The organism is Butyricimonas muris (assembly GCF_046365375.1).
GTDB classification, from domain to species: domain Bacteria; phylum Bacteroidota; class Bacteroidia; order Bacteroidales; family Marinifilaceae; genus Butyricimonas; species Butyricimonas muris.
Genome location: NZ_JBKEIT010000003.1, coordinates 448272 through 474700, shown reverse-complemented (window position 1 = coordinate 474700; position 26429 = coordinate 448272). Strand labels below are relative to the sequence as shown.

22 protein-coding genes are annotated in these 26429 nt (G+C 47.3%); 16 read left to right on the top strand and 6 right to left on the bottom strand.

Features of this window, described 5'->3' with window-relative positions; translation table 11 throughout:
- Nucleotides 1-57 precede the first annotated feature (57 nt).
- From ACK8P8_RS07455 to ACK8P8_RS07445, 3 genes are read right to left on the bottom strand one after another with little or no spacing between them, the layout of a single operon-like run.
- Nucleotides 58-561 carry a tetratricopeptide repeat protein gene (locus ACK8P8_RS07455; RefSeq protein ID WP_099292348.1) on the bottom strand — a complete coding sequence of 168 codons (504 nt, stop codon included), beginning with the start codon at nucleotides 559-561 and terminating at the stop codon, nucleotides 58-60.
- The gene (locus tag ACK8P8_RS07450) at nucleotides 558-1943 is read right to left on the bottom strand and encodes an NfeD family protein (protein WP_410025702.1); all 1386 of its coding nucleotides are present in this window, start codon (nucleotides 1941-1943) and stop codon (nucleotides 558-560) included. Before ACK8P8_RS07450 ends, ACK8P8_RS07455 begins: the two co-directional genes overlap by 4 nt.
- A complete protein-coding gene (locus ACK8P8_RS07445) occupies nucleotides 1940-2725 on the bottom strand; it encodes an EI24 domain-containing protein (RefSeq protein WP_099292346.1) in 786 nt (261 codons plus the stop codon). Before ACK8P8_RS07445 ends, ACK8P8_RS07450 begins: the two co-directional genes overlap by 4 nt.
- Nucleotides 2726-2998: 273 nt before the next feature.
- Here ACK8P8_RS07445 and purB point away from each other — a divergent pair, with 273 nt between their 5' ends.
- From purB to ACK8P8_RS07430, 3 genes are read left to right on the top strand one after another with little or no spacing between them, the layout of a single operon-like run.
- Nucleotides 2999-4339, top strand: a complete 1341-nt coding sequence (gene purB, locus ACK8P8_RS07440; protein ID WP_369860985.1) for an adenylosuccinate lyase — start codon at nucleotides 2999-3001, stop codon at nucleotides 4337-4339.
- Nucleotides 4340-4348: 9 nt separating this feature from the next.
- A complete protein-coding gene (locus ACK8P8_RS07435; RefSeq protein WP_099292344.1) occupies nucleotides 4349-6172 on the top strand; it encodes an ABC transporter ATP-binding protein in 1824 nt (607 codons plus the stop codon).
- A 2-nt stretch (nucleotides 6173-6174) separates the two neighbouring features.
- Nucleotides 6175-7050, top strand: a complete 876-nt coding sequence (locus ACK8P8_RS07430) for an NADPH-dependent 7-cyano-7-deazaguanine reductase QueF (RefSeq protein ID WP_303180517.1) — start codon at nucleotides 6175-6177, stop codon at nucleotides 7048-7050.
- Nucleotides 7051-7098: 48 nt separating this feature from the next.
- Here ACK8P8_RS07430 and ACK8P8_RS07425 read toward each other — a convergent pair whose 3' ends face one another.
- A complete protein-coding gene (locus ACK8P8_RS07425) occupies nucleotides 7099-7287 on the bottom strand; it encodes a hypothetical protein (RefSeq protein WP_099292342.1) in 189 nt (62 codons plus the stop codon).
- A gap of 342 nt (nucleotides 7288-7629) precedes the next feature.
- Between ACK8P8_RS07425 and ACK8P8_RS07420 the strand changes: the two genes are divergently transcribed.
- The 13 genes from ACK8P8_RS07420 to ACK8P8_RS07360 all read left to right on the top strand — a co-directional run bounded on the left by ACK8P8_RS07420 (nucleotide 7630) and on the right by ACK8P8_RS07360 (nucleotide 21642).
- Nucleotides 7630-7956: an MGMT family protein gene (locus ACK8P8_RS07420; protein WP_099292341.1), complete on the top strand. Its 327-nt coding sequence runs from the start codon at nucleotides 7630-7632 to the stop codon at nucleotides 7954-7956.
- A gap of 453 nt (nucleotides 7957-8409) precedes the next feature.
- Nucleotides 8410-9000 carry a cytochrome c nitrite reductase small subunit gene (nrfH, locus tag ACK8P8_RS07415; protein ID WP_186975296.1) on the top strand — a complete coding sequence of 197 codons (591 nt, stop codon included), beginning with the start codon at nucleotides 8410-8412 and terminating at the stop codon, nucleotides 8998-9000.
- A gap of 14 nt (nucleotides 9001-9014) precedes the next feature.
- Nucleotides 9015-10493, top strand: coding sequence for an ammonia-forming cytochrome c nitrite reductase (gene nrfA, locus ACK8P8_RS07410; protein ID WP_369860984.1), 1479 nt, complete (start codon nucleotides 9015-9017; stop codon nucleotides 10491-10493).
- A 7-nt stretch (nucleotides 10494-10500) separates the two neighbouring features.
- The gene (locus ACK8P8_RS07405; RefSeq protein WP_369860983.1) at nucleotides 10501-11742 is read left to right on the top strand and encodes a cytochrome c biogenesis ResB family protein; all 1242 of its coding nucleotides are present in this window, start codon (nucleotides 10501-10503) and stop codon (nucleotides 11740-11742) included.
- On the top strand, nucleotides 11739-12533 hold the full coding sequence (locus tag ACK8P8_RS07400; protein ID WP_099292337.1) for a cytochrome c biogenesis protein: 795 nt from the start codon (nucleotides 11739-11741) through the stop codon (nucleotides 12531-12533). The genes ACK8P8_RS07405 and ACK8P8_RS07400 overlap by 4 nt, the downstream gene beginning before the upstream one ends.
- Nucleotides 12534-12626: 93 nt before the next feature.
- Nucleotides 12627-13319, top strand: coding sequence for a Crp/Fnr family transcriptional regulator (locus ACK8P8_RS07395; RefSeq protein ID WP_099294529.1), 693 nt, complete (start codon nucleotides 12627-12629; stop codon nucleotides 13317-13319).
- 341 nt (nucleotides 13320-13660) lie between these two features.
- Nucleotides 13661-13861: a sulfur carrier protein ThiS gene (thiS, locus tag ACK8P8_RS07390; RefSeq protein ID WP_369860982.1), complete on the top strand. Its 201-nt coding sequence runs from the start codon at nucleotides 13661-13663 to the stop codon at nucleotides 13859-13861.
- Between the two features lie 106 nt (nucleotides 13862-13967).
- Nucleotides 13968-15716 carry a phosphomethylpyrimidine synthase ThiC gene (gene thiC / locus ACK8P8_RS07385; protein ID WP_227214624.1) on the top strand — a complete coding sequence of 583 codons (1749 nt, stop codon included), beginning with the start codon at nucleotides 13968-13970 and terminating at the stop codon, nucleotides 15714-15716.
- 157 nt (nucleotides 15717-15873) lie between these two features.
- Nucleotides 15874-17841 (top strand): thiamine phosphate synthase, encoded by a 1968-nt coding sequence (locus tag ACK8P8_RS07380; protein ID WP_369860981.1) that lies wholly within the window; start codon nucleotides 15874-15876, stop codon nucleotides 17839-17841.
- 181 nt (nucleotides 17842-18022) lie between these two features.
- Nucleotides 18023-18790 (top strand): thiazole synthase, encoded by a 768-nt coding sequence (locus ACK8P8_RS07375; protein WP_227214622.1) that lies wholly within the window; start codon nucleotides 18023-18025, stop codon nucleotides 18788-18790.
- A 223-nt stretch (nucleotides 18791-19013) separates the two neighbouring features.
- The gene (thiH, locus tag ACK8P8_RS07370) at nucleotides 19014-20123 is read left to right on the top strand and encodes a 2-iminoacetate synthase ThiH (protein ID WP_227214621.1); all 1110 of its coding nucleotides are present in this window, start codon (nucleotides 19014-19016) and stop codon (nucleotides 20121-20123) included.
- A gap of 115 nt (nucleotides 20124-20238) precedes the next feature.
- Nucleotides 20239-20847 (top strand): recombinase family protein, encoded by a 609-nt coding sequence (locus tag ACK8P8_RS07365; protein WP_227214620.1) that lies wholly within the window; start codon nucleotides 20239-20241, stop codon nucleotides 20845-20847.
- Nucleotides 20848-20886: 39 nt separating this feature from the next.
- Nucleotides 20887-21642 carry a HesA/MoeB/ThiF family protein gene (locus tag ACK8P8_RS07360; protein WP_369860980.1) on the top strand — a complete coding sequence of 252 codons (756 nt, stop codon included), beginning with the start codon at nucleotides 20887-20889 and terminating at the stop codon, nucleotides 21640-21642.
- A 192-nt stretch (nucleotides 21643-21834) separates the two neighbouring features.
- On the opposite strand, the gene ACK8P8_RS07355 is transcribed toward ACK8P8_RS07360, so the two are convergent.
- A complete protein-coding gene (locus tag ACK8P8_RS07355) occupies nucleotides 21835-24120 on the bottom strand; it encodes a Gldg family protein (protein WP_369860979.1) in 2286 nt (761 codons plus the stop codon).
- A gap of 17 nt (nucleotides 24121-24137) precedes the next feature.
- The gene (locus tag ACK8P8_RS07350) at nucleotides 24138-26429 is read right to left on the bottom strand and encodes a Gldg family protein (RefSeq protein ID WP_410025701.1); all 2292 of its coding nucleotides are present in this window, start codon (nucleotides 26427-26429) and stop codon (nucleotides 24138-24140) included.

Sequence of the window (26429 nt, the reverse complement as noted above, 5' to 3'; positions counted from 1 at the left end):
TTCTTGATTTATGATTGAGTGATTCCCAAAACAATCATAAATCAAGAAATCATTGAATTACTCGTTCGACACGTCGTACCACATCCGGGCAAGCACGGTATCACGCTGTACGCCCAAACCGTATTCGTACATCACCCCCAGATTGTTAGAGGCTTCCCGTACACCCTTTACCGCCGCGGCGAGAAACCAACGCAAGGCTTTCGGCATGCTACATTTGCTTTCGTCTTTGAGATATATCACGCCCAAACAGAATTGGGCTTCGGCAAACCCGTGTTCGGCAGCCAAACGCAACCAAGATTCCGCTTTCTTGTAATCCTTTTCCACTCCCGTGCCGCGGAAGTACATCATGCCCAAGTTGACATACGCCTCCGGAATGCTGTCCTTCGCCGCGATCAGGAAATACTTCTCAGCATCGGCATATTTCCCTTTATTGTAATAGCGTGCGGCTCGATTAAAAGTTTTTGCCGCACCGGCATCCTTGAACAAGGGATACGCGTACCACCCTATCATAAACGCCAGAACGACGTAAACGACTTTCTTCAAGCATCTGATTGGATTCATGGCACGAGCTTTTCCACGTAAACCTGTCCCGCCTGATACTTTATGATCTTTACTTTCTCCCCTTTTTGTATAAACACTCCCGTGTTGGAAACGGCATCATAAATGTCGTTACCGATTTCCACCTTACCCGCCGGGCGCAAGTCCGTGAATGTTACGCCCTCTTTCCCGACTTCTTCCTTCACGGTCATATCCACGCCCACGAATCCCTCCTCTACCCGCTGTTCCGCGTGAAGGGCAAAGTTCAACCGACTGGAACCGAATAACTTGCGGCTTAACCAAATACTGCCGACGACGGAAATCAGAGAACAACTGATAACGAAGAACAGTGAACGGATGATTGCCCCCGCGAAATCGGGCAGAAATTCAAAGGTAAAGTTGTCAATGCCGGATAACGCCAAGGAACCCACGATGCAAAGAATGCCGAGTATTCCCGCCACGCCGAATCCCGGTATGACAAATATTTCCAGCAAGAGCAAGACAAGTCCCACGACGAACAAGATGATTTCCACGTAATTGGCAAACCCTTCCAAGTACAACGGCGCGAAGTAAAGCAAACATGCCGTGACGGCGGCAACCAACGGGAAACCTACCCCGGGAGTCTGCAATTCAAAGTAAATGCCGCCGATGATAACCATGATCAGGAGTCCCTGTATAATCGGGCGGATCAGGAAACCGATCAACCGATCCATCGTCGTGGGGCGATATTCCCGCAACTCGTAATCCGTGACGCCCGCTTCCCGTATCACTTCCGGCACGCTCTCGGCGATTCCTTCACAATACCCGTGCTGTATCGCCTCGTGTGGCGTGAAAGTCAATATCTTGCCGCTGTCCGAAACACCTTCCACCGCCACACGCTCGTCCACCATCGCCTCGGCAATGCGCGGGTCGCGATGCCAGCGGACAACCGTCTTGCCGTTCTCCGTCACCGTATCTTTGCCGTGCGCCTGTGCCGTGGCGCGGATCATGGAACGCATGTACGACTGGTACTTGTCCGGCATAGCCTCTCCCGTCTGGTTGACCACAGTAGCCGCACCGATATTCGCCCCCTCCCGCATGTATATCTTGTCACAGGCGATGGAAATCAAAGCCCCGGCAGAAGCCGCATTATTATCAATAAATACCCACACGGGTTTCGGGTAATTCAGGATCAGGCTGCGCAGGGAATCGGCGTATACCACCATTCCCCCGTAGGTATTCATGTGAATCAACACGTAATCGGCACGCTCCTCCGTGGCACGGTCGAACGATTTCTTGACCAGCCGCCAGATGCCCGGACCGATTTCGTCTTTTATATCCACCTTGTACACGATAGCCTTATTCCCCGTCGCGCTCGCGGAGAGAAGACAAAACAACAAACCGATGCAAAGCAACAATCTTTTCATTTCTCGACCTTTTTATTTAATGTTTCATTCACGACAACCGTCCCGGCGATTACCGATAATAAAGATACAAAACTACACGCCACTACCCGTATAAACGGGAGCATCAACGATAAGGTAAATACCGCCCCTATCGCGACGACCATTCCCGAATTGCGCCGCATATAGCGGACACTCTCCCGCACCCGGAAACGCTTCCTCTCCACGGCGTAATCCATGAAGGCGAAACCGTAGAAGTAGGCACTTACCCCGAACGTCAGCACCGGGGTGACCAACCCGACCAGCGGGATAAAAGAGAGGAAAAACAAGAGAACGGTCAATATAAATTGAAATATCATACAACGCAAGGAGATCACGATGCCCCGCCCGATTTCCCACATCAACTGCCCGAAACTGAACGGGTATTCCCGCCCGGAAAGACGCGCTTCCGTGCGCTCGGAAAGCCACGAGTAGACGGGCGACATCACGACCATCACCACGTACCCCCCGAAAGAAATAAACAGGATGTAGTACACGGCACGCACGAGCAACCGCACGATAAAACCTACCGTACCGGAAACCCAACTCAACCACGAAATGCCGGAAACCCAATCCATAACCTGCTGTTCCACCGTCTCGGAAAGTCCGCCCCCGATACAGGAAACAGCGTAATTCCCCGCCGCGAACAGCACGATAATTATCACGACCGGAAATAAAAGGAAATAACAGAAACGCCCGGAAAACAATAGTTTCACGGCTTCACGGTATGCCTTTATTCCTTTAGAAAATCCTTGGAAGAAGTTCATGTTCCGATTACCTTTAAAATTCGTGTAAATTTAAGGGATTTTTTTGATTTTTCCTAAGGGTGGAATAAGCCTTAGGCTTATTCGTTTATAAAGTTTATAAGGTTCATAAAGTTCATAAGGTGAGGGGTGTCCTTCGGACAGTGTTTAACGGCAGCTGCCGAAGACAAAGCGCCCCACAGGAATCAATGAACCTTATAAACCTTATGAACCTTATAAACTTTACGAACTTTTTTGTACTTTCGCGAGAGAAACAATTAAAAATTAAAGTATATTATGCAAGCATTAACAGCAATTTCCCCTATCGACGGACGATACAGAGATAAAGTCGAAGGGTTGGCGAACTACTTTTCCGAGAGTGCCTTGATTCGTTACAGGGTGATGGTTGAAGTTGAATATTTTATCGCTCTCTGCGAGCTTCCATTGCCGCAATTAAAAGGATTCGATCACGCGCTGTTCGATAGCTTGAAAGATATTTACCTCGATTTCTCCGTGGAAGACGCACAAAAGGTGAAGGACATCGAGAAAGTCACGAACCACGACGTGAAAGCCGTGGAATACTTCATCAAAGAGAAATTCGATCAATTGAACCTGCACGAGTACAAAGAATTTATCCATTTCGGACTGACCTCACAGGATATAAACAATACCTCTGTGCCCTGCTCTTTCCGGGATGCTATCCATGACGTGTATTACCCGCTCATCGACGAACTGATAGCGAAACTGGAAGAACTTGCCGAAGAATGGAAAGACGTGCCCATGCTGGCAAAGACTCACGGGCAACCGGCATCACCCACCCGCTTGGGGAAAGAGATAAAGGTATTCGTGTATCGCCTGAGCAAACAACTGGAATTGTTGAAGAAAGTAGCCTGCTCCGGGAAATTCGGCGGGGCTACCGGAAACTTTAACGCCCATACCGTGGCTTACCCGGCGATCGACTGGACGGAGTTTGCCAATAACTTCCTGACGCGAAAGCTGAAAATAGAGCGGGAACAATACACCACGCAAATCTCGAACTACGACAACTTTGCCGCCGTGTTCGACAACCTGCGCCGTATCAACACGATAGTGGTTGATTTGGATCGTGATTTCTGGACGTATATCTCCATGACTTATTTCAAACAGAAAATCAAAGCGGGGGAAGTCGGTTCGTCCGCCATGCCCCACAAGGTGAACCCGATCGATTTCGAGAACTCGGAAGGCAATCTCGGTATGGCAAACGCTATACTGGATCACCTGAGCAATAAATTGCCGATATCCCGCCTGCAAAGAGATTTGACGGACTCTACCGTGTTGCGTAATATCGGGGTGCCTTTGGCTCACACGGTAATCGCGTTCAAATCAACACTGAAAGGATTGAATAAATTGATTATCAACAAACCGGCGATAGAGGCAGACTTGGAGGAAAACTGGGCTGTCGTGGCGGAAGCCATCCAGACCATCCTGCGGCGAGAGGCTTACCCGAACCCGTACGAGGCGTTGAAAGCACTCACCCGCACCAACAGTAAAGTGACACAACAATCCATTGCCGAATTTATCGATACATTGGACGTGTCCCCCGAGTTGAAGAAAGCATTAAAACAAATCACTCCCTCCAACTACACGGGGAGATTATAAACGGAATACATGCGCGATTTTATCCAGATACTGAAAAGATTTATTCCTCCTTACAAGGCAAGGTTAACCAAGAATATACTATATAATATATTGCACGCCATATTCGGTTCGATGTCATTCGTGATATTGATACCCGTTTTGGGCATCCTTTTCCGGACGGAATCCGACGTGAAGGAATTGCCTGAATTCGCGATGAATATGACCACGCTGAAAAATATCCTGTACTACTACGTCACGTTAGGACGGGATACGATCGGACCAGTCACCACGCTGCTGGTCGCGGGAGGTTTCTTCGCGTTGGCGGCTCTCTTCAAAACCGGGTTTTCTTACATGGCTTCTTACGAGATTATCTTTATCAGGAACGGGGTTGTCCGGGATATTCGCCGCATGATTTACCGGAAGATTTTATCGCTCCCGCTCCCCTTCTTCTCGGAAGAACGCAAAGGGGATATCATTTCGCGCATGACGGGTGACGTGCAGGAAGTGGAAAACTCGATCATGAACTCGCTGGAAATGTTTTTCCAGAACCCTATATTGATATTGATTTACTTGAGCACGATGATTTTCATGAGTTGGCAATTGACCTTATTCGTACTGGTACTGTTGCCTGTCATGGGACTCCTGATCGGGAAAGTAGGTAAATCACTGAAAAAGAGATCGAAAGAGGGACAGGATAAAATGGGAGAAATCCTGTCCAATATCGAGGAAACACTCTCCGGTTTACGTATTATCAAGGCTTTTAACGCGGAGAAAAAGGTAGATCGGTCATTCTCTAACTTGAACGAGGACTACCGCCGGATCATGAACAAATTGATGCGTCGGCGTTCACTCGCTCACCCGATGAGTGAATTTCTCGGAACGATCGTCGTGGTTATCGTGGTTTGGTTCGGGGGGTACCTTATCTTGAGAGATTCCCCGATCATGGAGGCTCAGGATTTTATCGCGTACATCGCGCTATTCTACTCTATCATCAACCCGGCAAAACAATTCTCCACGGCATTGTACAGTATACAGAAAGGACAGGCAGCCATGGATCGTATCGACCAGATACTTAACGCCGAATCCACGATAAAAGAGCCGGAGAACCCGAAGCCGCTGAAAGATTTTAACCGGCAGATTGAATACAAACACGTGAACTTTGCTTACCGTCAGGATCATCTGGTACTGAAAGACGTGACCTTAACCATCCCGAAAGGCAAGACTATCGCGCTCGTGGGGCAATCCGGTTCGGGCAAGAGCACGTTTGTCGATCTTCTCCCCCGTTTCTACGACGTCGTGAAAGGAGAAATAACGATTGACGGTATAAATATCAAAGATACCTCTACTCAAAACCTGCGGGCATTGATGGGGAACGTGAACCAAGACCCGATCCTGTTCAACGACACGATATTCAACAACATCGCATTCGGCGTGGAAACCGCCACTCCGGAAGAAGTGGAAAGAGCCGCCAAGATTGCCAACGCCCACGACTTCATCATGCAGACGGAAAAAGGTTACCAGACTAATATCGGTGACCGCGGCGGGAAATTAAGCGGCGGACAACGGCAGCGTTTAAGCATCGCGCGTGCCGTACTGAAGAATCCCCCGATCATGATTCTTGACGAGGCAACCTCGGCTCTGGATACCGAATCGGAAAAACTCGTGCAGGAAGCATTGGATAACCTGATGAAGAATCGTACATCCATTGTCGTGGCCCACCGCCTGTCGACGATCCGGAATGCAGACCTGATCTGCGTGTTCCACGAAGGAGAAATCGTCGAGCAGGGACGCCACGAGGAATTATTGGCACAAAACGGTATATACACGAAATTGTATAACATGCAAAACTTTTAGTCATGGGAATAGAAGCCAAGGTACTCGGGCAGCAAGTTGCCTACCCCACGGATTATTGCCCGTTGATTCTCGTTCCGGTTCCCCGTAGTCTGAACCGGGTGATATACGATATTCATCTCCCGGAAGAACTTTTCCGGGGATATGACACATGGCATGCTTACGAGGCAGGATTCTTAACCCAAAAAGGACTTCCCGTGTGCGGGGTGCTAAAGATCGTGTATTCGGCGGGCAGCCCGAATATAGTGGAGAGCAAGTCCTTAAAACTTTACCTCAATTCGCTCAACATGACCCGCCTCGGGGAAAACGTGGCGGAAGGGATTGACTTGTTTACCCGAATCGTGAAATCCGACTTGGAGCAAATTCTGGATACACGGGTAGATATTTCTTTCTTCCAACAGGAACCGGAAGAATTGTTTTTCGATTTCAACGGCTATGCCCTGCTGGAAAACGATAAAAACGCGGAAGACCTGTCATTCACGGAATACGACGAAACCCCGGCTCTTCTGGAAGAAAACACGCCCGGTGAAGGTGAAATAAAGGTTTGCAGCCATTTATTGCGCAGTAATTGCAAGATCACGAAGCAACCGGATTGGGGAAGCATCTATATTCGAATGAAAGGTTCCCGCCTGCCGAACAACGCTTCCCTGCTAAAATACATCGTTTCCCTGCGGAACGAGAACCATTTCCACGAGGAAATCTGCGAAATGACGTACAAACGCTTATGGGATAAATTCAACCCGGAAATACTCTCGATAACGTGTATTTACACCCGCCGGGGCGGTATAGATATTTGCCCGTCAAGGGCGAACAAAGTAGAGTACCTGCCCGAATACATCCATGATCCGGAGGTACTTACCCGTAAATTGATGAGACAGTAAAAAAGGGCTGGCTTAATGAGAATATAGCCAGCCCCGTGCAACCAGCTCTCATACCCGGATATTCTCGATAATATTCAGGTCTCTCAGCTCGTTTAATATTTCATGCGTAACTCCGGTAATTCGAACTCGTTTACCATGTGCCAATTTATACACGTACCACGGGGTGGTATTGTACTTCTTGGCCAAACTGAAGTAAACCAGCTTATTCTTTGATCTAAACACTTTTAATATAATCATACACATTTCATTTAAAATAACACGCTTATTTATAGTGCAAATACATTCATCTTACTCCCTCTCGCCAGTAAAACACCAATTCAAATAAATACTAAAAAAAGAACGTTTATTGATACTGCAAATATAAGATTTCTATTTAAAAAAACAAACAGTCATCAAAAGTATTTAATTACTTCATTTCCAAAACATAGAATGATACACGCGGAATCAAAGTACTGTCCGGTTATCATGGATAAAAGCTATCGCATAAAACCTTCGTTAAATAATATTCGAGAAGCCCCATTAATTGGCTAGTATTGAATATATTTACTATCTTCACCCCGTGAACATGAATTGAATAATATGCCTGACAAGAGTACACGCGAAGAATTCTTCCCGGAAGTTTACGAAATCGTGAAACAAATCCCTTTTGGAAAAGTGCTTACCTACGGCGGTGTCGCCCGGTTAGCGGGCAGACCTCAATACTCCCGAATGGTCGGGCAAGCCATGTTCAACGCCCCGGCTGACCTGCATCTTCCCTGCCACCGGGTTGTAAATCACAAAGGGGGAATAGCCCCGAACTGGCCGGAACAAAAGGAATTGTTGATTGAAGAAGGAGTAACCTTCAAGAAAAACGGGTGCGTGGACATGAAGAAACACCGATGGAACACGGAGCTGTTACTGGAGTGAACATTGTTCGCCTTCGGCGAGTTGCAGGTTACAGGTTGCATTTGCCTTCGGCAAGTTACAGGTTGCTTCTCTAGCGTGCAAGACTGTATCTTAGCTCTCCCTCTGTTTATAGAGGGAGTACCCCGAAGGGGGGAGGGAGTTTTTTGATTCAGTGATTCAATAATTGTCGATTCCGTGATTTACGAAGCGTTGCTAGTGCGGCTGGAATCATTCAATCTAAAATCATTCAATCTAAAATCATTGAATCTCCTAATCAACAAACTCCTCCGTCTGCTTCGCAGCCACCTCCTCTATAAACAGAGGAGGAGTTGGAATACTGTCATAAACGCTAGTGAAGCAACTTGCAACTCGCCGAAGGCGACTCTTCACAAGAAATTTATCAAAGTGTAATTTTGATTACACACACGTATTAATTAATTCCGTATTTTTGTCTAAAATTATACCATATAGCAGATGAAACTGAAAGCCATAATTAATCGAGTATTACCTTCCCGCAGGTGGAAGATAGTATCTATCGTTTTACTGGGAGTGATCAGCGGAAGCGGTATGCTATTCCTTTACGTGCTGCGGGCACACACCTATCTGGGTGACGATCCGTCAGCCTGCGTGAATTGTCATATCATGGCACCCTATTACGCCACGTGGTTCCATAGTTCGCACAGCCGCGACGCTACCTGTAACGATTGTCACGTACCACATGACAACTTCGTGAAGAAATGGGTATTCAAAGGAATGGACGGGATGCGCCACGTGGCGGTCTATCTGGCGAAAGGTGAACCGCAAGTATTGCAAGCCATTCCGGAGAGTTCAAAAGTGATCATGAACAATTGCATCCGTTGTCACACGCAATTAAACACGGAGTTCGTGAAGACAGGGCGCGTTGACTACATGATGGCACAAGTCGGTGAAGGCAAAGCGTGCTGGGACTGTCACCGGGATGTTCCTCACGGCGGGAAAAACAGTCTTTCCTCTACCCCGGCGGCTCTGGTTCCTTACCCGGAATCCCCTGCCCCGGCTTGGCTAAAGAAATTAATGAAACAATAACAAACTAATTATATATGGAAAAGAAACTAAAATCATGGCAAGGATGGCTGTTGTTCGGGGGAACAATGGTTGTCGTTTTCGTATTGGGATTGCTCGTTTCAGCACTTATGGATCGTCAGGCTGAAATCGTGAGCGTTTTCAATAACAAGAAAGTCGAGATAAAAGGTATTGAAGCACGTAACGAGATTTTCGGGGAAAACTATCCCCGTGAATACAACACGTGGACGGAAACAATCAAGACGGATTTCAAGAGCGAATTTAACGGGAACGAGGCAGTGGATGTATTGGAACAACGTCCCGAAATGGTGATACTCTGGGCGGGATACGCGTTCTCCAAAGATTATTCCACTCCCCGGGGACACATGCACGCTATCGACGATATGCGTCATACCCTCCGCGTGGGCAGCCCCATGACTGCCGAGGAAGGACCGCAACCCGCTACCTGCTGGACATGCAAGAGCCCGGACGTGCCCCGCATGATGGAGGCTATCGGGGTTGAAAACTTTTACAGCAATAAATGGGCTGCCATGGGAAGCGAGATCGTGAACCCGATAGGGTGTGCCGATTGCCACGAACCGGAAAACATGAACCTGCATATCAGTCGTCCGGCTCTGCGGGAAGCATTTGCCCGCCAAGGCAAAGATATTGATAAAGCCACCCCACAGGAAATGCGTTCTCTGGTATGCGCACAATGCCACGTGGAATATTATTTCAAAGGCGACGGCAAATACCTGACTTTCCCGTGGGATAAAGGTTTCACGGTAGAAGACATGGAAACTTACTATGACGAAGCGGAATTCTATGATTACATACACGCGCTCAGTAAAACCCCGATCCTGAAAGCACAGCACCCGGATTATGAGATCGCCCAAATGGGTATTCACGGGCAACGGGGAGTATCTTGCGCCGATTGCCATATGCCGTACAAGAGTGAAGGCGGCATGAAATTCAGCGACCACCATATCCAAAGCCCATTGGCAATGATAGACCGCACGTGTCAGGTTTGTCACCGCGAAAGCGAGGAAACCCTGCGTAATAACGTGTACGAACGCCAACACAAAGCCAATGAAACCCGTAACCGTCTGGAACAGGAACTGGCAAAAGCACACATCGAGGCAAAATACGCTTGGGACAACGGCGCTACCGATGAACAAATGAAAGAAAGTCTGAAATTATTGCGTCAGGCTCAATGGAGATGGGATTTCGGTGTAGCCTCTCATGGCGGTTCATTCCACGCGCCGCAAGAAATACAACGTATACTGGGTAATGGAGTTGACAAAGCGATGCAAGCCCGGTTGGCTATCTCTAAAGTATTGGCCAAGAACGGTCATTTGGAAAATGTTCCCATGCCGGATATCTCTACAAAAGAAAAAGCACAGGCATATATCGGGTTAGATATCAAGAAAGAAAAAGAAGCGAAAGAAAAGTTCATGAACACGATTGTCCCCCAGTGGCTCGCAAAAGCGAAGGAAAACGGGAGAGTAAGCATGTAAAATATGTATGTGGCAGAAACCTTGGGGATATAAAGAAGGATTCGCGATTTGCGGGGGATTGTTCCTCGTGGGAACTCTCCTGCAAATTGTTTTAGGTAAAGTACATTTGGATCTTTTAGCCTATCCGGTGAATTTAATTCTTGGATTGGTCTATCTCGTTTTAATTATCGCGGCTTCTCTTTTGTCCCGGAAAGTATATCTTTTCCGGTGGATGAGCGGTTATCAGGCGGCAGTGACTTCCATGATAGCCGTCGTGATCATCACTGTTATCATGGGGCTCACGTTGCAGGTCAACGAGAAAGTACACGTCACGGGAATTGCCGGTTGGCTCGGTTTTCATCAAATGCTGTCGGCGTGGTCATTTTCCTTGTTGCTGGTATGGTTCATCACGCTGTTGGGTATGGTAACATTGCGTCGTATCCGGCATTTCAAGCCAAGAAATATTCCGTTTATACTTAATCATATGGGACTCTTTCTAGCTCTCACGGGAGCCATCCTTGGAAGTGCCGATATGCAGCGGTTGAAAATGCAAACCAGCATCGGCAAAGCCGAATGGCGGGCTTTCGATGAAGACCGAAAACTGATGGAATTACCGCTTGCCATAGAACTTCACGATTTCACGATTGACGAGTATCCCCCGAAACTGATGCTCATCGATAATGAAACGGGTAAGGTGATCCCCGAAGGAAAAGCCGAAAATATACTCGTGGAAGATTCTGTTTTATCGGGAGATTTAGAGGATTGGCATATAACCATTGAACAACGTTTGCCCTCGGCGGCAAGAGTCGCCACGGAAGACACGGTAAAGTACGTGGAATTTCATTCCATGGGAGCCGCCTACGCCTTGTACGCGAAAGCAGAGAATCGGCAAACCGGAGAACGGCAGGAAGGTTGGGTGAGTTGCGGCAGCTTCCTGTTCCCTTACAAAGCCATACGCCTGAACGAAAAAATGAGTCTGGTGATGCCCGACCGGGAACCCCGTCGTTTCGCTTCGCGAGTGACCGTGTACACGCGGAACGGACGTAAAGACTCGGCAACGATCGAGGTAAACAAGCCCTATCAAATAGAAGGTTGGAAGATATACCAGCTAAGCTACGACGAGAGTAAGGGCAAATGGAGTGAAATCAGTATTTTGGAAATAGTCAAAGACCCATGGTTACCCTTGGTTTACACGGGTATATGGATGATGATAGCGGGAGCCGTGTGCATGTTCACGATAGCCGGAAAAAGAAAGGAGGAAAACGTATGACGTGGGATCAATTTCCAATATTTGCCGTTATAGCTTTATGCTTCTGGGGAGCGGGAGCGATCAGTGCATGGAAAGGCAGGCACCCGGGATTGACATTCGGGTGTACAATCACGGGATTGCTGGTGTTCTTCGCTTTTATCGTAAGCATGTGGATTTCACTGGAACGTCCGCCCATGCGTACCATGGGAGAAACCCGCCTGTGGTATTCGTTCTTTTTGCCCTTGGCGGGAATCATCACGTATGCCCGTTGGAAATATAAATGGATACTCACTTTCAGTACCGTCCTGTCCATCGTGTTCATCTGTATCAATATATTCAAACCGGAAATACATAACAAGACGTTAATGCCCGCCTTGCAGAGCCCGTGGTTTGCCCCTCACGTGATCGTTTATATGTTCGCCTATGCCATGCTGGGTGCTGCCGCGATCATGGCAATTTACTTGTTATGGTTCAAGAAAGAGAAAAAAGCCACACAACAGGAAATGGATCTCTGTGACAATTTGGTTTACGTGGGACTTTCTTTTATGACCTTGGGAATGTTATTCGGGGCGGTGTGGGCAAAAGAAGCATGGGGACACTACTGGAGCTGGGACCCGAAAGAAACATGGGCAGCCACGACATGGGTGTCCTATCTGGTATATATCCACTTCAGACTCCACCGGAACCGGAAACACAGAATGGCATTGAGTATATTACTCGTTTCGTTCGTTCTTTTGCAAATGTGCTGGTACGGCATCAATTACCTTCCATCCGCGCAAGGGGTGAGCGTTCACACGTACAATTTGGATTAGTTCACTCACGGGGAGTTTGCCTTCGGCAACTTGTAACTTGCCGAAGGCAAACTTTTATTTATATTTGCACGGTAAACCAGTAATTCAATGGCAATGAATTTAATCACTTTCACAAAGGAACACGAAGAATTATTATTCCAAATCCCTCTCTTCCGGGATTTGCCTTCTCACATAAAAGATTCATTACTGGAACAATTGGATTATTCCGTTTACAATATCAGCAAAAACGAACAGATTGCCAAACAGAACACGATCTGCAAGAACCTTATGGTACTGCTGAAAGGGCGTTTGCGGGTAGACATATTCGACGCTTTGGGTAATGAAGTAATGATCGAGAATATCATTGCTCCCCGTGCGTTTGCCACACCACATTTATTCAGTGCCGACAGCCTGTTGCCCGCCACCTTCACGGTCGTGGAAGAAGGTATTTATTTCACGGTTACCAAAGCCTCGCTGTTTGAATTAATCAGCAAAGAACCGAGCATCTTGAAGAAATTTCTCCAGATAACGGGTAATTGCAACCGTTGTACCGTTTCCCGTCTTCGGGCTCTCTCCCAGAAAAGCGTGCGGGGACGTTTTATCACCTATCTTTTTGAACACGCCAAAGATGATAATAATAAAGTCCTGATCGAACATAATATCATGCAACTCGCCGAATACCTGTGCGTCACTCGTCCCGCCCTCTCTAAAGAAATCAACAAAATGATCAAGGAGGGAATGATTGCCATGGAGGGTAAACAGGTACAATTGATTGATTTCAACGGTCTTCAACTAGCCATCCTGTAAAGAAACGTTTATTTTCTTTCCAAAATATTCCGCGTATTAAAATATTATTGTAGCTTTGTCGTGAAATATTCTGAAGGGGTGCCTAAGAAGCAAGGGAAATTTCCCGACACTTCTGTCTGACTAAGACCATTAGCAGATGAAAACAACGGGCTGAGATTATACCCATGAACCTGATCCGGGTAATGCCGGCGTAGGGAAAGAGTTATAATACAAGTTGAATGCCGTTTTATAGAATCCCCTGAAGAAATGGAAAATTGAAAATGAAAAATTGAAAATGACAACCCATTTCGGGAATTAAAGTTTAATTCAATTCTTTCATTCTAAATTTAAAAATTAAAACGATGCAGATATTTATAAACGACAAAGTATTTGAATGCCCCGCCGGGGCTACACTTCCCGAAGTATTGGAAGCCAACAACATCAAAACGGAAAACATCGCCATTGCCGTGGATTTCTCCGTTATTCCCCGCTCGGATTGGAATAAAACCGTTTTACAGGACGGAAACAAAATCATTATCATTAAGGCGGTACAGGGAGGATGATTTGATTTTAGATTTATGATTTACGATTTTAGATTCCAAATATCATTAAATCGTAAATTATAAATCTGAAATTATAAATCTGAAATCATAAATATAAAATATAAACATGGAACAATTTAAAATCTCAAGCGGCCCGCTACCGGGTTCCGAGAAAATTTACGTGAAAGGCGAGATGTTCGATATCAAAGTACCGATGCGTCGTATCGCCCTCTCCCCGACGATTGATATTGACGGGAAAAAAGTTGAAAACGAACCCGTTGTTGTTTACGACACATCGGGTCCTTATACCGATCCGGACTATAAAGTGGATCTGCACAAGGGATTGCCCAAAATCAGGGAACAATGGATTGCCGACCGGAATGATACCATAAAATTAGACGGTTTAAGTTCCGAGTACGGGCGGATGCGCCAGAACGACAAATCGTTGGACGCTCTTCGTTTCGAGCACGTGAACACGACCCCCAGAGTGGCAAAACCGGGGCATCGCGTATCACAAATGTATTACGCTAGACAGGGTATCATCACCCCGGAAATGGAGTTTATTGCTATCCGCGAGAATCAACTGGTCGATAAAATTAGGGAAAACTATAAAAAGGAAAAGGGGGAACCTTTAGGTGCTAACTTCCCGGAATATATCACGCCCGAATTCGTGCGCCAAGAAGTGGCTGCCGGACGTGCCATTATCCCGGCAAACATCAATCACCCGGAGAGCGAACCTATGATCATCGGACGTAATTTTCTCGTGAAGATCAATGCCAATATCGGTAATTCCCCGATTACCTCTTCCATATCGGAAGAAGTGGAAAAAGCCGCGTGGGCTTTCCGCTGGGGTGCCGATACGATCATGGATCTTTCTACCGGAAAGAATATTCACGAAACGCGGGAATGGATCATCCGCAATTCCCCCGTGCCCGTGGGAACAGTACCTTTGTACCAAGCATTGGAAAAAGTACGGGGCAAAGTAGAAGACCTGACATGGGAAATCTACCGCGATACGCTAATCGAGCAGGCAGAACAGGGCGTTGACTATTTTACCATTCATGCCGGATTGCGCTGGCATCATGTACCCTTGACGCTGAAACGCCTCACGGGTATCGTGTCCCGCGGAGGGGCTATCATGGCACACTGGTGTACCACGCACAAGCAGGAGAGTTTCTTGTACGATCACTTTGAAGATATTTGCGAAATACTGGCAAAATACGATGTCGGGGTATCTATCGGTGACGGGTTACGCCCGGGATGTATCGCCGATTCGAACGACGAGGCACAGATATCCGAATTGAAAACCTTGGGCGAACTCGCTCAGATTGCATGGAAACACGACGTGCAGGTTATTATCGAGGGTCCCGGTCACGTGCCGATGCAGAAAATCAGGGAAAACATGGATCTCGAACTTGAATATTGTAATGAAGCGCCGTTCTACACGCTCGGACCGCTTGTTACGGATATCGCTCCCGGCTACGACCATATCACCTCTGCCATTGGCGGAGCCATGATCGGCTGGTACGGTACCTCTATGTTATGCTATGTCACGCAGAAAGAACATCTAGGACTTCCCAACCGGGACGACGTGAAAGAAGGAGTGATCACCTTTAAACTCGCCGCTCATGCCGCCGATCTGGCAAAGGGACATCCGGCTGCCTATTATCGTGATTACGCCATGAGTAAAGCCCGCTTCGAATTCCGCTGGAAAGACCAGTTCCACCTTGCACTGGATTCTGAAAAAGCTCTCCGTTTCCACGACGAAACCTTACCCGCGGAAGGACACAAGGAAGCACATTTCTGTTCCATGTGCGGTGAACACTTCTGCTCCATGCGTGCAAGCGAGAAATTGAGAAAGAAAATGAAAGAATAAATGAGTTTATAAAGTTTATAAGGTTTGTAAAGTTCATAAAGTTATTCCCTTCACGGGGAATACTCTAAGACTTATTAAACAGTCGGAAAACTTTGTCCGAAGGACATCCAAAACCTTATAAACTTTATGAACCTTATAAACTTTATGAACTAACTACATGATAGTCGTCATTACCCCCCCTTACCGGATTCCGGATGAAGAAGTTATCGTGAATAGCCTCTTCAAGAACGGTTTGCACCTGTTGCATTTACGAAAGCCGGATGCAGAACGGGTTGTTTACGAGCGATTTATCCAGAAGATAGAACCTTGTTTCCGGGAACGCATCGTTGTACACGATCATTTTGATCTGGTAGAAGCATACGGACTGAGAGGGATTCATCTCAAGTCAAAGCAAGCGAAGCATTTCGGAGACAGGAAACGGTACGCACATGTCAGCGTATCGTGCCACTCCTTTGAAGAGATCGCGACATTGCCATTCACTCCCGATTACGTGTTTTTAAGCCCCGTGTTTGACAGTATTTCCAAACAGGGGTACAAATCTGTGTTTACACCTGACATGCTGAAGGAAGGATTAAAAAAGACCTCTACCCCCGTGATTGCCTTGGGAGGAATTAGCGCGGATAATGTAACCGCTTGCCGGAAATTAGGATTCCGGGGAGTCGCTCTGTTGGGATACCTTTGGGATACCCCTTCGGAAGCTCTCTCCCGCTTTCTGAAAATCTTTCCCGACGAAACGTTAAGCATCGCCGGATTCGACCAAAGTTCCGGTGCGGGAGTAACTGCCGACATCAAGACCTTTGAATGTTGCCGGGTATATGGATTAGGAGTTGCAAGCGCGATCACGTTCCAAAATCAGAACGAGTACCTTGGGACAAAATGGATGTCCCCGGGGGAGATTATCCGCCAGTGTGAAGTATTGTTCCGTGAATTTACCCCGGCATACGTCAAAATCGGGTTGATCGAAAACTTTGATTCTTTGGCACAAGTAGTGGATTACCTCACAACCGCTTTGCCAAAAGTGAAAATCATCTGGGACCCGATTCTGAAAGCAAGTGCCGGATTCCAATTTCATAACGGGGAAAACATGGAAACGATACAAAATATCCTCGGCAAGATATATTTACTTACCCCGAATAGAAACGAACTGGAGATTCTTTTCGGCAATAACTTGGAAGCAGAAGGATTGCAAAGAATTGCCAAACAATTGCATACCAATATTCTCTGGAAAGGCGGACACAACACGGAAGCGTTGGCGTCCGATCGTCTGATCACGGGAGAAGAGATATATACTTTCTCCGTCGCACGGGGAAAGCACGGCAAACACGGCACGGGTTGTGTCCTTTCCTCCGCCGTTACCTCCTACTTGACTCTCGGGTATTCTTTACCTGAAGCCTGTCGTCTGGGACAACGCTATGTATCCGATTTTATTCGGGGAAATGACACGAATTTGGGTATACACAGCCGGATACACGCAACTGCTACAGCGAACCTACACGAAATTCCGTTGCAGTACATCACGGATCACAAGGAGGGAACGCCTATTCCCGAACAAGTGGAAGCCGTGTGCAAAGGCGGTTGCCGTTGGATACAATTGCGGATGAAAGAAGTGTCGAGAGAAGAATTTATCCGAACCGGGAACGCCGTGAAAGAAATTTGCCGACGTTACAATACTTTATTCCTGATCAATGATCACGTGGATATCGCCATCGAACTGGATGCGGACGGGGTACACCTCGGTAAGGAAGATATGAACCCACTGGAAGCCCGTAAAATACTAGGTTATTCAAAGATTATCGGGGGAACATGCAACACGTTTGATGACGTGGCGGAGCGCTATCGTCAACAAGTAGACTATATCGGTCTGGGACCGTTCCGGTTTACTTCCACGAAAAAGCGTCTGAGCCCGATACTGGGGTTGGAAGGTTATCAACAAATCACGGATAAATGCCGGGAAGCAAGTATTCATCTCCCGATACACGCTATCGGCGGCATCCGGGAAACAGATATCCGCCCGATTTTAGACACGGGAGTAACAGGTATCGCCCTCTCCTCTTTACTGAAAGACAGCGACGATATCACGGAAAAGACAAAAGAAGTTTTGTTACAATTGAAAATTGAAAGTTGAAAGTTGAAAATAAACACCTCCGTCAGCTACGCTGACACCTCCTCTATAAACAGAGGAAGAGTTAGAATACAATCCCTAACGCGGGGAAAGCCACCTGCAACTCGCCGAAGGCGACTATAAACAGGGGAGGGAGTTCAATCTAAAATCTAAAATTTAAAATCTAAAATTAATACGATAGCCCATGGAACCATTAAAGATTGCAGACAAGGTATTCACTTCACGCCTGTTCACCGGAACCGGTAAATTCGCGTCAAATCAGATCATGGAAGATGCCATACTGGCGTCCGAATCGCAACTCGTGACAGTCGCACTGAAACGAGTAGACATGGAAAGCAAAGAAGACGATATAATCGCCCACCTTAAAGCACCCCATATCACGTTGTTGCCCAACACGTCCGGTGTGCGCACCGCCAAAGAGGCCGTGTTCGCCGCACAGCTGGCAAGAGAAGCTCTCGGTACCAATTGGTTGAAACTGGAAATACATCCCGATCCGAAATACCTTCTCCCCGACCCGATTGAAACCTTGAAAGCCACGGAAGAATTGGCTAAATTAGGATTCATCGTTCTACCCTACATTCAAGCCGATCCCGTGTTATGCAAGCATTTGGAGAACGCCGGAGCCGCAACAGTAATGCCCTTGGGCGCTCCTATCGGGACAAACAAAGGTTTGGTTACCCGTGATCTGCTTGAAATCATTATCGAGCAAAGCCGGATACCCGTTATCGTGGATGCGGGAATCGGGGCACCTTCACATGCTGCCGCTGCCATGGAAATGGGAGCCTCTGCCGTGTTGGTGAACACCGCTATTGCCGTATCCCCCAACCCGGTAGAAATGGGACGAGCTTTCAAACTGGCTGTTGAAGCCGGACGCATGGCATTCGAGGCAAAATTAGCCAAGCAATACCGCCACGCACAAGCCAGTTCTCCACTAACGGCATTCTTGGACTAAACCGCCTGTGGCGGGTTATAATTGCCTTCAGCAAGTTGCAGGTTACAGGTTGCATTTGCTTTCAGCAAGTTGCAAATTCACTTTGCCAGTGACATCAATTACAACTTGTAACTTACCAAAGGTAAATGTAACTCGCCAAAGGCGAATGTAACTTGTCGAAGACAAATGCAACTTGCCAAAAGCAAATTTAACCTGTAACTCGCCAAAGGCGAACATAAAAAAAATGAATACATTTTACGATACAATTAAAACTTACGACTGGGATGATGTAAAACAAAGCATCATGGATAAGTCGAAAAACGATGCGATCGCCGCCATAAACAACCCGCGTCGCACGTTAGACGATTTTATGGCACTCATTGCACCCTCCGCCACTCCTTTATTGGAAGATATGGCAATCGAAGCGCAACGCCTTACTCTGGAAAGATTCGGGAATACCATCCAATTATACATTCCCCTTTACGTTTCCAATTATTGCACGAACTTTTGCGTGTATTGCGGATTTAACCATGATAACGAAATTCATCGCAAAATGCTTACCTTGGACGAGGTTAAGGCTGAAATAGACGTTATCGCCGATTGGGGTTTCAAGCATTTATTACTCGTATCGGGAGAAGCACCCGCCGTTACGACCGTGGATTATTACGAGGAAGTAATCCGTACCGTACGCGACAAATTCTCACAAATAGCCATAGAAGTACAACCCCTCGACACGGCAGACTACGCCCGCCTGCATGAAGCCGGACTTAGCTTTGTCTGCGTGTATCAAGAAACGTATAACGAGAAACAATACCCGCTTTACCACCCGAAAGGAAGAAAAGCAAACTATCGTTACCGTTTGGAAACTCCCGATCGAGCTTGCTCGGCAGGTGTACAAAAAATGGGAATCGGGGCGTTACTCGGGTTGGAAGACTGGCGCACGGATGCATTCTTCACCGCCTTGCATCTAAAATACTTGGAAAAGAACTATTGGAAATCCAAGTTCTCGATCTCCCTGCCCCGTCTGCGCCCGCACGCGGGAGCTTTTATGCCGAAAGACCCGATCAACGATCGCCAAATGGTGCAACTGATCTGTGCGTACCGCTTACTGGATCAACAGGCAGAAATTTCCATCTCCACGCGGGAAAGCCGGGAATTCAGAGATCACGTGATGCACTTGGGGGCTACCTCGATGAGCGCGGGATCAAGCACGGAGCCCGGCGGGTATGTCGTTCCCCACAAGGAACTAGAACAATTTGCCATTAACGATGACCGTAGCCCACAAGAAATGGTGGAAGCCATTAAGGCACAAGGCTATGAACCGGTGTGGAAAGATTGGGATGCATGGATGTAGTCGAGAGAGGGACACTCTCTTGAATTTCATAACTAATTTTAACATTTATAGTATCACGTTTATTCTCCTCCTTTTGTTACGTTTGTCTTTTTAAACGTCAAAAACTAAATCAATTATGGTAGTTGCGTATTTACGAGTCAGTACTAACAAACAACACCTGGAAAATCAGGAGGAGGAGATTAAGAAATTTGCAGCCAGCCGGGGTCTCAATATTGATAAATGGTACCATGACGTAGTCAGTGGTAAAGTTAGCAGTAATGACCGAAAACTCGGTGATCTTCTTGAATCTCTGCAAGATGGTGATTGCCTTATCGTCACGGAAGTATCGCGCTTGAGCAGGACATTGATCGATATCATGAATATCATCAATACCTGCATCCAGCGCAAAATTGTTCTTCACAGCACGAAAGAGGGATACACCTTCGAGAACAACTTGAATAGCAAGATATTAGGGTTTGCTTTTGGTCTCGTGGCTGAAATCGAGCGTAATTTGATCTCCATTCGCACGAGAGAAGCTTTGGCAGTCAGGAAAGCGGAAGGCGTTAAACTGGGACGTCCGTACGGGAGTTGCCCGCAGTTAAACGTGTTAATCCAGAACAAGGACAAAATCATTGAGCTTATGGATAACAGCGTACCTTACAAGAAAATAGCCAAAAAGTACAAGGTTTCCATCTGTACCGTCAATCGTTTCGTGAAGCAACACATTAACGAGAGAAATAATTAAAAGACAAATAGAACAAATTTAGAATTAAAGCGATAGAATATGTCATTAACCTCTAGAGAAACGGAACGTTATAACCGACATATAATTCTTCAAGACATTGGAATTCAAGGACAAGAAAAAATTAAAGATTCCCGTGTACTGGTAGTCGGTGCCGGGGGACTCGGTTCTCCCGTGTTATACTACCTTGCCGCCGCCGGCATCGGGCACATCGGAATCATGGACGACGATACGGTATCGGAATCCAACCTGCAACGACAGATATTATACGACACGACACACGTGGGGACAGCCAAGGCAACCGTTGCAGCCGCTAAATTAATTCAATTAAATCCTTTTTGCAGGATTACACCATATATCACCCGATTAACTCCCGATAACGCGCTCGAAATCATCACCGGTTACGATGTCGTGGTCGATGCCACCGATAATCTTTACGCCCGCTACGTCATAAACGACGCCTGCGTGCAACTGCATAAACCGTTCGTTTACGGTAGCATTCGCGAGTTCGAGGGACAACTCTCTGTTTTTAATTATCACGACGGTCCGACTTACCGGGATCTGTTCGAGTACCATGATGCCGTGAAGGACTTCTCGCAACCCCTAGGGGTGATCGGCGCCCTTCCCGGCATCATCGGTTCTCTCCAAGCCAACGAAGTAATAAAAGTCATTCTGGAAAAACCCGGTGTCCTTTCCGGCAAACTACTCGCCATCGATATCATGAACAACACGTATCTCACGTTCACCATTCAAAAGAAAGACACATGTCATAACTCGTTGATTCCACCTCCGTATTAGAGATTTACGATTTTAGATTTTAGATTGAACTCCTCCGTCTGCTTCGCATCCACCTCCTCTATAAACAGAGGAGGAGCTAGAATACCACCTTGCTCCGGGAAACTTTTCATTCGTCAATCTAAAATTAGCAAGTCCTTCAATCTAAAATCTAAAATTTAAAATCTAAAATTAATCAACTCCTCCGGACTCGACTTACCTCCCTCTCCTCCTGATCCACACGAAAATAGCCAATAGCAATAACCCGGCAGGTACAATCCACTTGAATGCGATCTCCGTCACTTTCACCCCGGTTTTACCGAGGAACAGTTTATTATCTATTGCTTTCGGGCGACGCACGTCTACCGGAGCTTCACCGTCGGACAGCCACTGGAAGGAACCGAGAATGATATAGAAATTGCCGTTCTCCATTCCCTCGCGGGACTTGAATAATTCCGCGTTACCGATACAATCGGCGTCACCGAGAATCACGATCTTCTGTTCGCGATCTCCCAGCGGACGGGATAATCCCAAAAGTGTCGTGTATTGTTGTTCCTTCTCCCCTGCCGCCGGATTATAACGCACCGTATCGTCAATGAAATTCACGGTTTCCAGTTCATTCCACACTCCCGTGGAATCCGTCAATAACATCGGCGTAACTTTAAACCCTTTATCCATCGTGTATCTCAACCCGGTAGCACCCGGCATCATGGCACACATGCGCCACTCGATCATCGTCCCGAAGAAATACGATAATTCCCGTGCCTCCTCTGTCGGCCACGCCAGCACTAGATCGGGCTGATAATCCTCTGTTGGTTTCACGAGTACTCCATCCGTGAACTCCACACCAAACTGCCGCACCAGAGGATTCATCCGTGCTTGTCCGCCCGCCTCTCCCGCGATAAACAAATTGCCTCCCCGGTCGATATATTGTTGTAGACGTTCCATCTCCGGCTCGCTCAAGGGTTGTTGCATGTCGGCTATCACCAGAATATTGATCCGCTCGGAAATATTCCCGTCCAATGTTACTTCTTGAACATTAAAACCTTGATTCAGCAAGGCATAGCGGAAACGCTTGTTTCGAGCAAAGCTGGCATAATCCCGATCCCGGTAGCGGCTGATACTTCTCTCGCCGTGTCCGGTGAGAAAACCCACGGTAGGCAACTCCATCACCATACGTTTGAACGCGGCAGAAATCTCCGCCTCCGACGGATCTCTCATCATATCGTCGAACTGCCGCAGGAACATCTTCTCCCCGCTTTCCCGTTCCACCTGCCGCACGAACCGGTTGTCCTCCGGCGACAGGTCAATCACCTGCTTGATCTGCTCTGGGGTCAAGTATCTCGACAACTTGATCTTGAACGACGCGGCAATCTGTTTTGCCCTTCTCTCCATCGGCAATTCAGACAAAAAACCTCTCTGTTTCGTGTTCTGAACCGAATCGTAATAATACACGTATTTCATCTTGATCTCCGGCTTGAACCGCAGGTATTCACGAAATTGGTACGCGTCATTATTCTGGTAACGAGGGAGTGCCTTCATGAAGTCCTCATCCAGCAAATTACTGTACGTGGTGATCGTGAGTCCGCCCTTCAGCTTCTTCACTATTTCCTGACTGTTAGGCGTCAACGTCAAACTATTCTCCCGTGTCGTGTCGATATACCCCATCAAGGCGGGACGGGAACTCACGTAAGCCACCATCGCCATGATAAGGAAAACACCCGCATACTTCGCGAAATTCCGCACCCATGAACTCTTCTGCACGCGGGAAGACAGGCGCACGATAGAGAACCACACGCACATGGCGGGGAACATGATGAAGTAAGCGATCTCCTCGCTGCAAATCATCCCGCCTATAAACGTTCCGGCATGCCGCGGAAGTGACAACCAAAAAGTGACGTCGCGAACGAAATCAATATCCTGCCAGATACGGTCTATGAAGTTCAAGAAAGTCAGGAATACTAAAGTCGCCACTGCCGCAATAATCTGGTAAGAAGTCAGCGTCGAGAAAAACAACCCGACGGCTGCATAAGTACATATCAAAAGGAAAAGACCGAGTATCCCGGTAAGAATCTGCAATACATCAAAGTTCTCTACCGCGAACAGACTGAATATCACGTACACGATAAAAATAGATACCAACACGAGCGCAAAAATCACCATGGACAAGTATTTACCCAAGATAATCTGCGCGTTCGTCATCGGCGACGAGTACAAAAGTTTCATTGTTCCCCCGGCAAGATCTTTGCTTACCAATCCCATCGTCAGTAAAGGGATGTACAAGAAAAGATAGTTCTGTACCTCGTAAAAAAGGCGACCGAAAATACTGGAACTGATAAACATGGGATCGTACCCCATCGCTTGCTGTTTCTCGATCATCGTGACGGAACCCGTGAAAATCAAACCACATTGAAAAGTAAATATGATCAACACCAACCAAGCTATAGGCGAGTAAAACAACATCTGTAACTCGGTTTTCGCTATTTTATATATCATTCTCATAATCTAAATTTTAAGTATCAACGTCCCCGGCGCCGAAGCCATATCAAGATTCCGGCAAACGCGAGTATAACGGGAATAACTACCATGAACACGATCTTCCATACCTCCATGGCAGACTCGCTAACATTCAATTTCCTGTCTATCGGCTCCGCACGGGAAGTATTCACGGGCAATTCCTCGTGTGACAACCAGTAGAAACCGGAACGAGCCAACTCGTAATTAAAATTGCGAACTTCCCGCCTGCCCGTGGCAAATTCCCCGTTACTCAAGCAATCCGTGTTGCCGGAGATAACTACACGTTGTTGCTTGCCGTTCACGTCGCGGCTCAAAGCTATTACCGTGGCGAAAACTCCGGCACGGTCACTCGCTTCCGATTCATAAACAATCGAATCACGCATGAAGTCCGCGCCCCGTGTCCTGTTCCAGCATCCCACCGTGTCGGTGGTAAACAACGGCGTGACCGTCACCCCCTCGACGGGAGTGTATTCCAAACCGACGCAGCCCGGCATGGCAACACAGCCCTCGTATATCCGGATTATATCCAACCCCGGCCATAATTTTATTCCTTCTTTCGTCGGTAAAGCCTGTATCAGGTCAGCCTGAAGATCTTTTGTCGGTTGCACCAGCTGCCCCGGCATAAAGCGGACACCGAACCGCTCGACAAGCGGGTTCATCAGTTCCTGTCTTCCCGGCCCGCCGAGTATAAAGAGATTGCCGCCCCGATCAACGAAGGCGTCCAGATGCACTTTTTCACGCTCGCTCAAAGGCGACCTTAACTCGGAAATCACCAGTATATTGATACTGTCCGGGATAGCCTGATCCGCTCGCACTTCCTCTATATCGAACCCCTGATTCACCATAGAGCTTCGAATATTCCTGTCACTGGAAATACGCTTATATTCCCGGTCGGCTTCCCGGTTGATATCGCGTTCACCATGCCCGGTAAGGAAGCCTATCGTCGGTACGTCCATCACCAGACGTTTGAATGCGGCGGAAATCTCGCCTTCCATCGGGGACTCTTTCCATCCCCCGTGATAATAGAAACGTAAATAAGACTTTTGCCCGTTCTCCCGTTCGATTACGCGTATTGTCTTGTTGCCCTCCGCGCTCAAATCCTCTATTTTCTTCATCTCCTCCGGCAACAGGAAAATAGAGAAAGGAATCCCGTAATTATCACATATCCGTTCTGCCCGTTCTCTGTCGTTCAAGTCGGGATATTGCTCGTCCAGTTCCTCGTTACCCGCGTTGTCATAGAAATAAACGTAACGCAACTTCATATCCGGTTTAAAACGCACGTAATCACGGAAATTGCCCATGTCATGATTAATATGATCGGGCAGCGTGCTCCAAAACTCCTTGTCAAGCACATTCGTGTAAGTCGTGATCTTCACCTTTCCGTCAAGTAACTTCACGATATTCTGGCTTCCCTCGCTCAGCGTATTTCCCTTCGTTCTCGTGGCATCGTAATACGACATCAGCATCGGGCGGGAACTCAGATACCCCAATCCCATCGCCAACACGAATACACCAAGGTAGGCGCCCCAGCGGACTGTCCATCCCCGCTTCTGCACCCGGTTGATCAACCGGAGCGTTGTCCATGTCAAGAATATAGCGATCACGATCAGGAAATAAAGCACGTCTTCGCTGCATATTAACCCGTGAATAAACTCGAACACCCTGCCCCGGATTGAAAGCCAATAAGTGATATCCCGCACGAACTCGTAGTTCTGACCCACGTCGCCCACGTAATTGAACAGGATGAGAATCATCAAAGTACCGAACACCGCCACCACTTGATAAGAAGTCAGACTGGAAACAAACAACCCGATAGCGGCATAAGCGCACAACAAAAGGTAAAGTCCCAGAATACCCGTCAACACGTAAGGAATATCTATATTCTCGATCGTGAACAAACCGAATATCACGTAAAACAATATCACGCCCATCATCGCCAGCCCGAATACCATCAAAGCCATGTATTTACCGGCTACCACCTGAATATTGCGTAAAGGCGCCGACTGCAACAACTTTATTGTCCCCCCGTTCAAGTCGCGACTGATCATATTCATCGTCAACAAGGGAATATACAAATAAAGAGAGCCTTGTATCGACTCCATTAATCCCGCGAACACGCTGCCCGTCACTCTCCACATCTCGTATCCCATCGCTTGGCGTACCACGATTCCCTCCAACGAATCAGAAATAGTCATTCCGACCTGATAAGAGAACACGACCAGCAACAACCACGCCACGGGCGAGAAGAACAAAGATTGCAATTCCATCTTTGCTATTTTAAATTCCATCTTCAT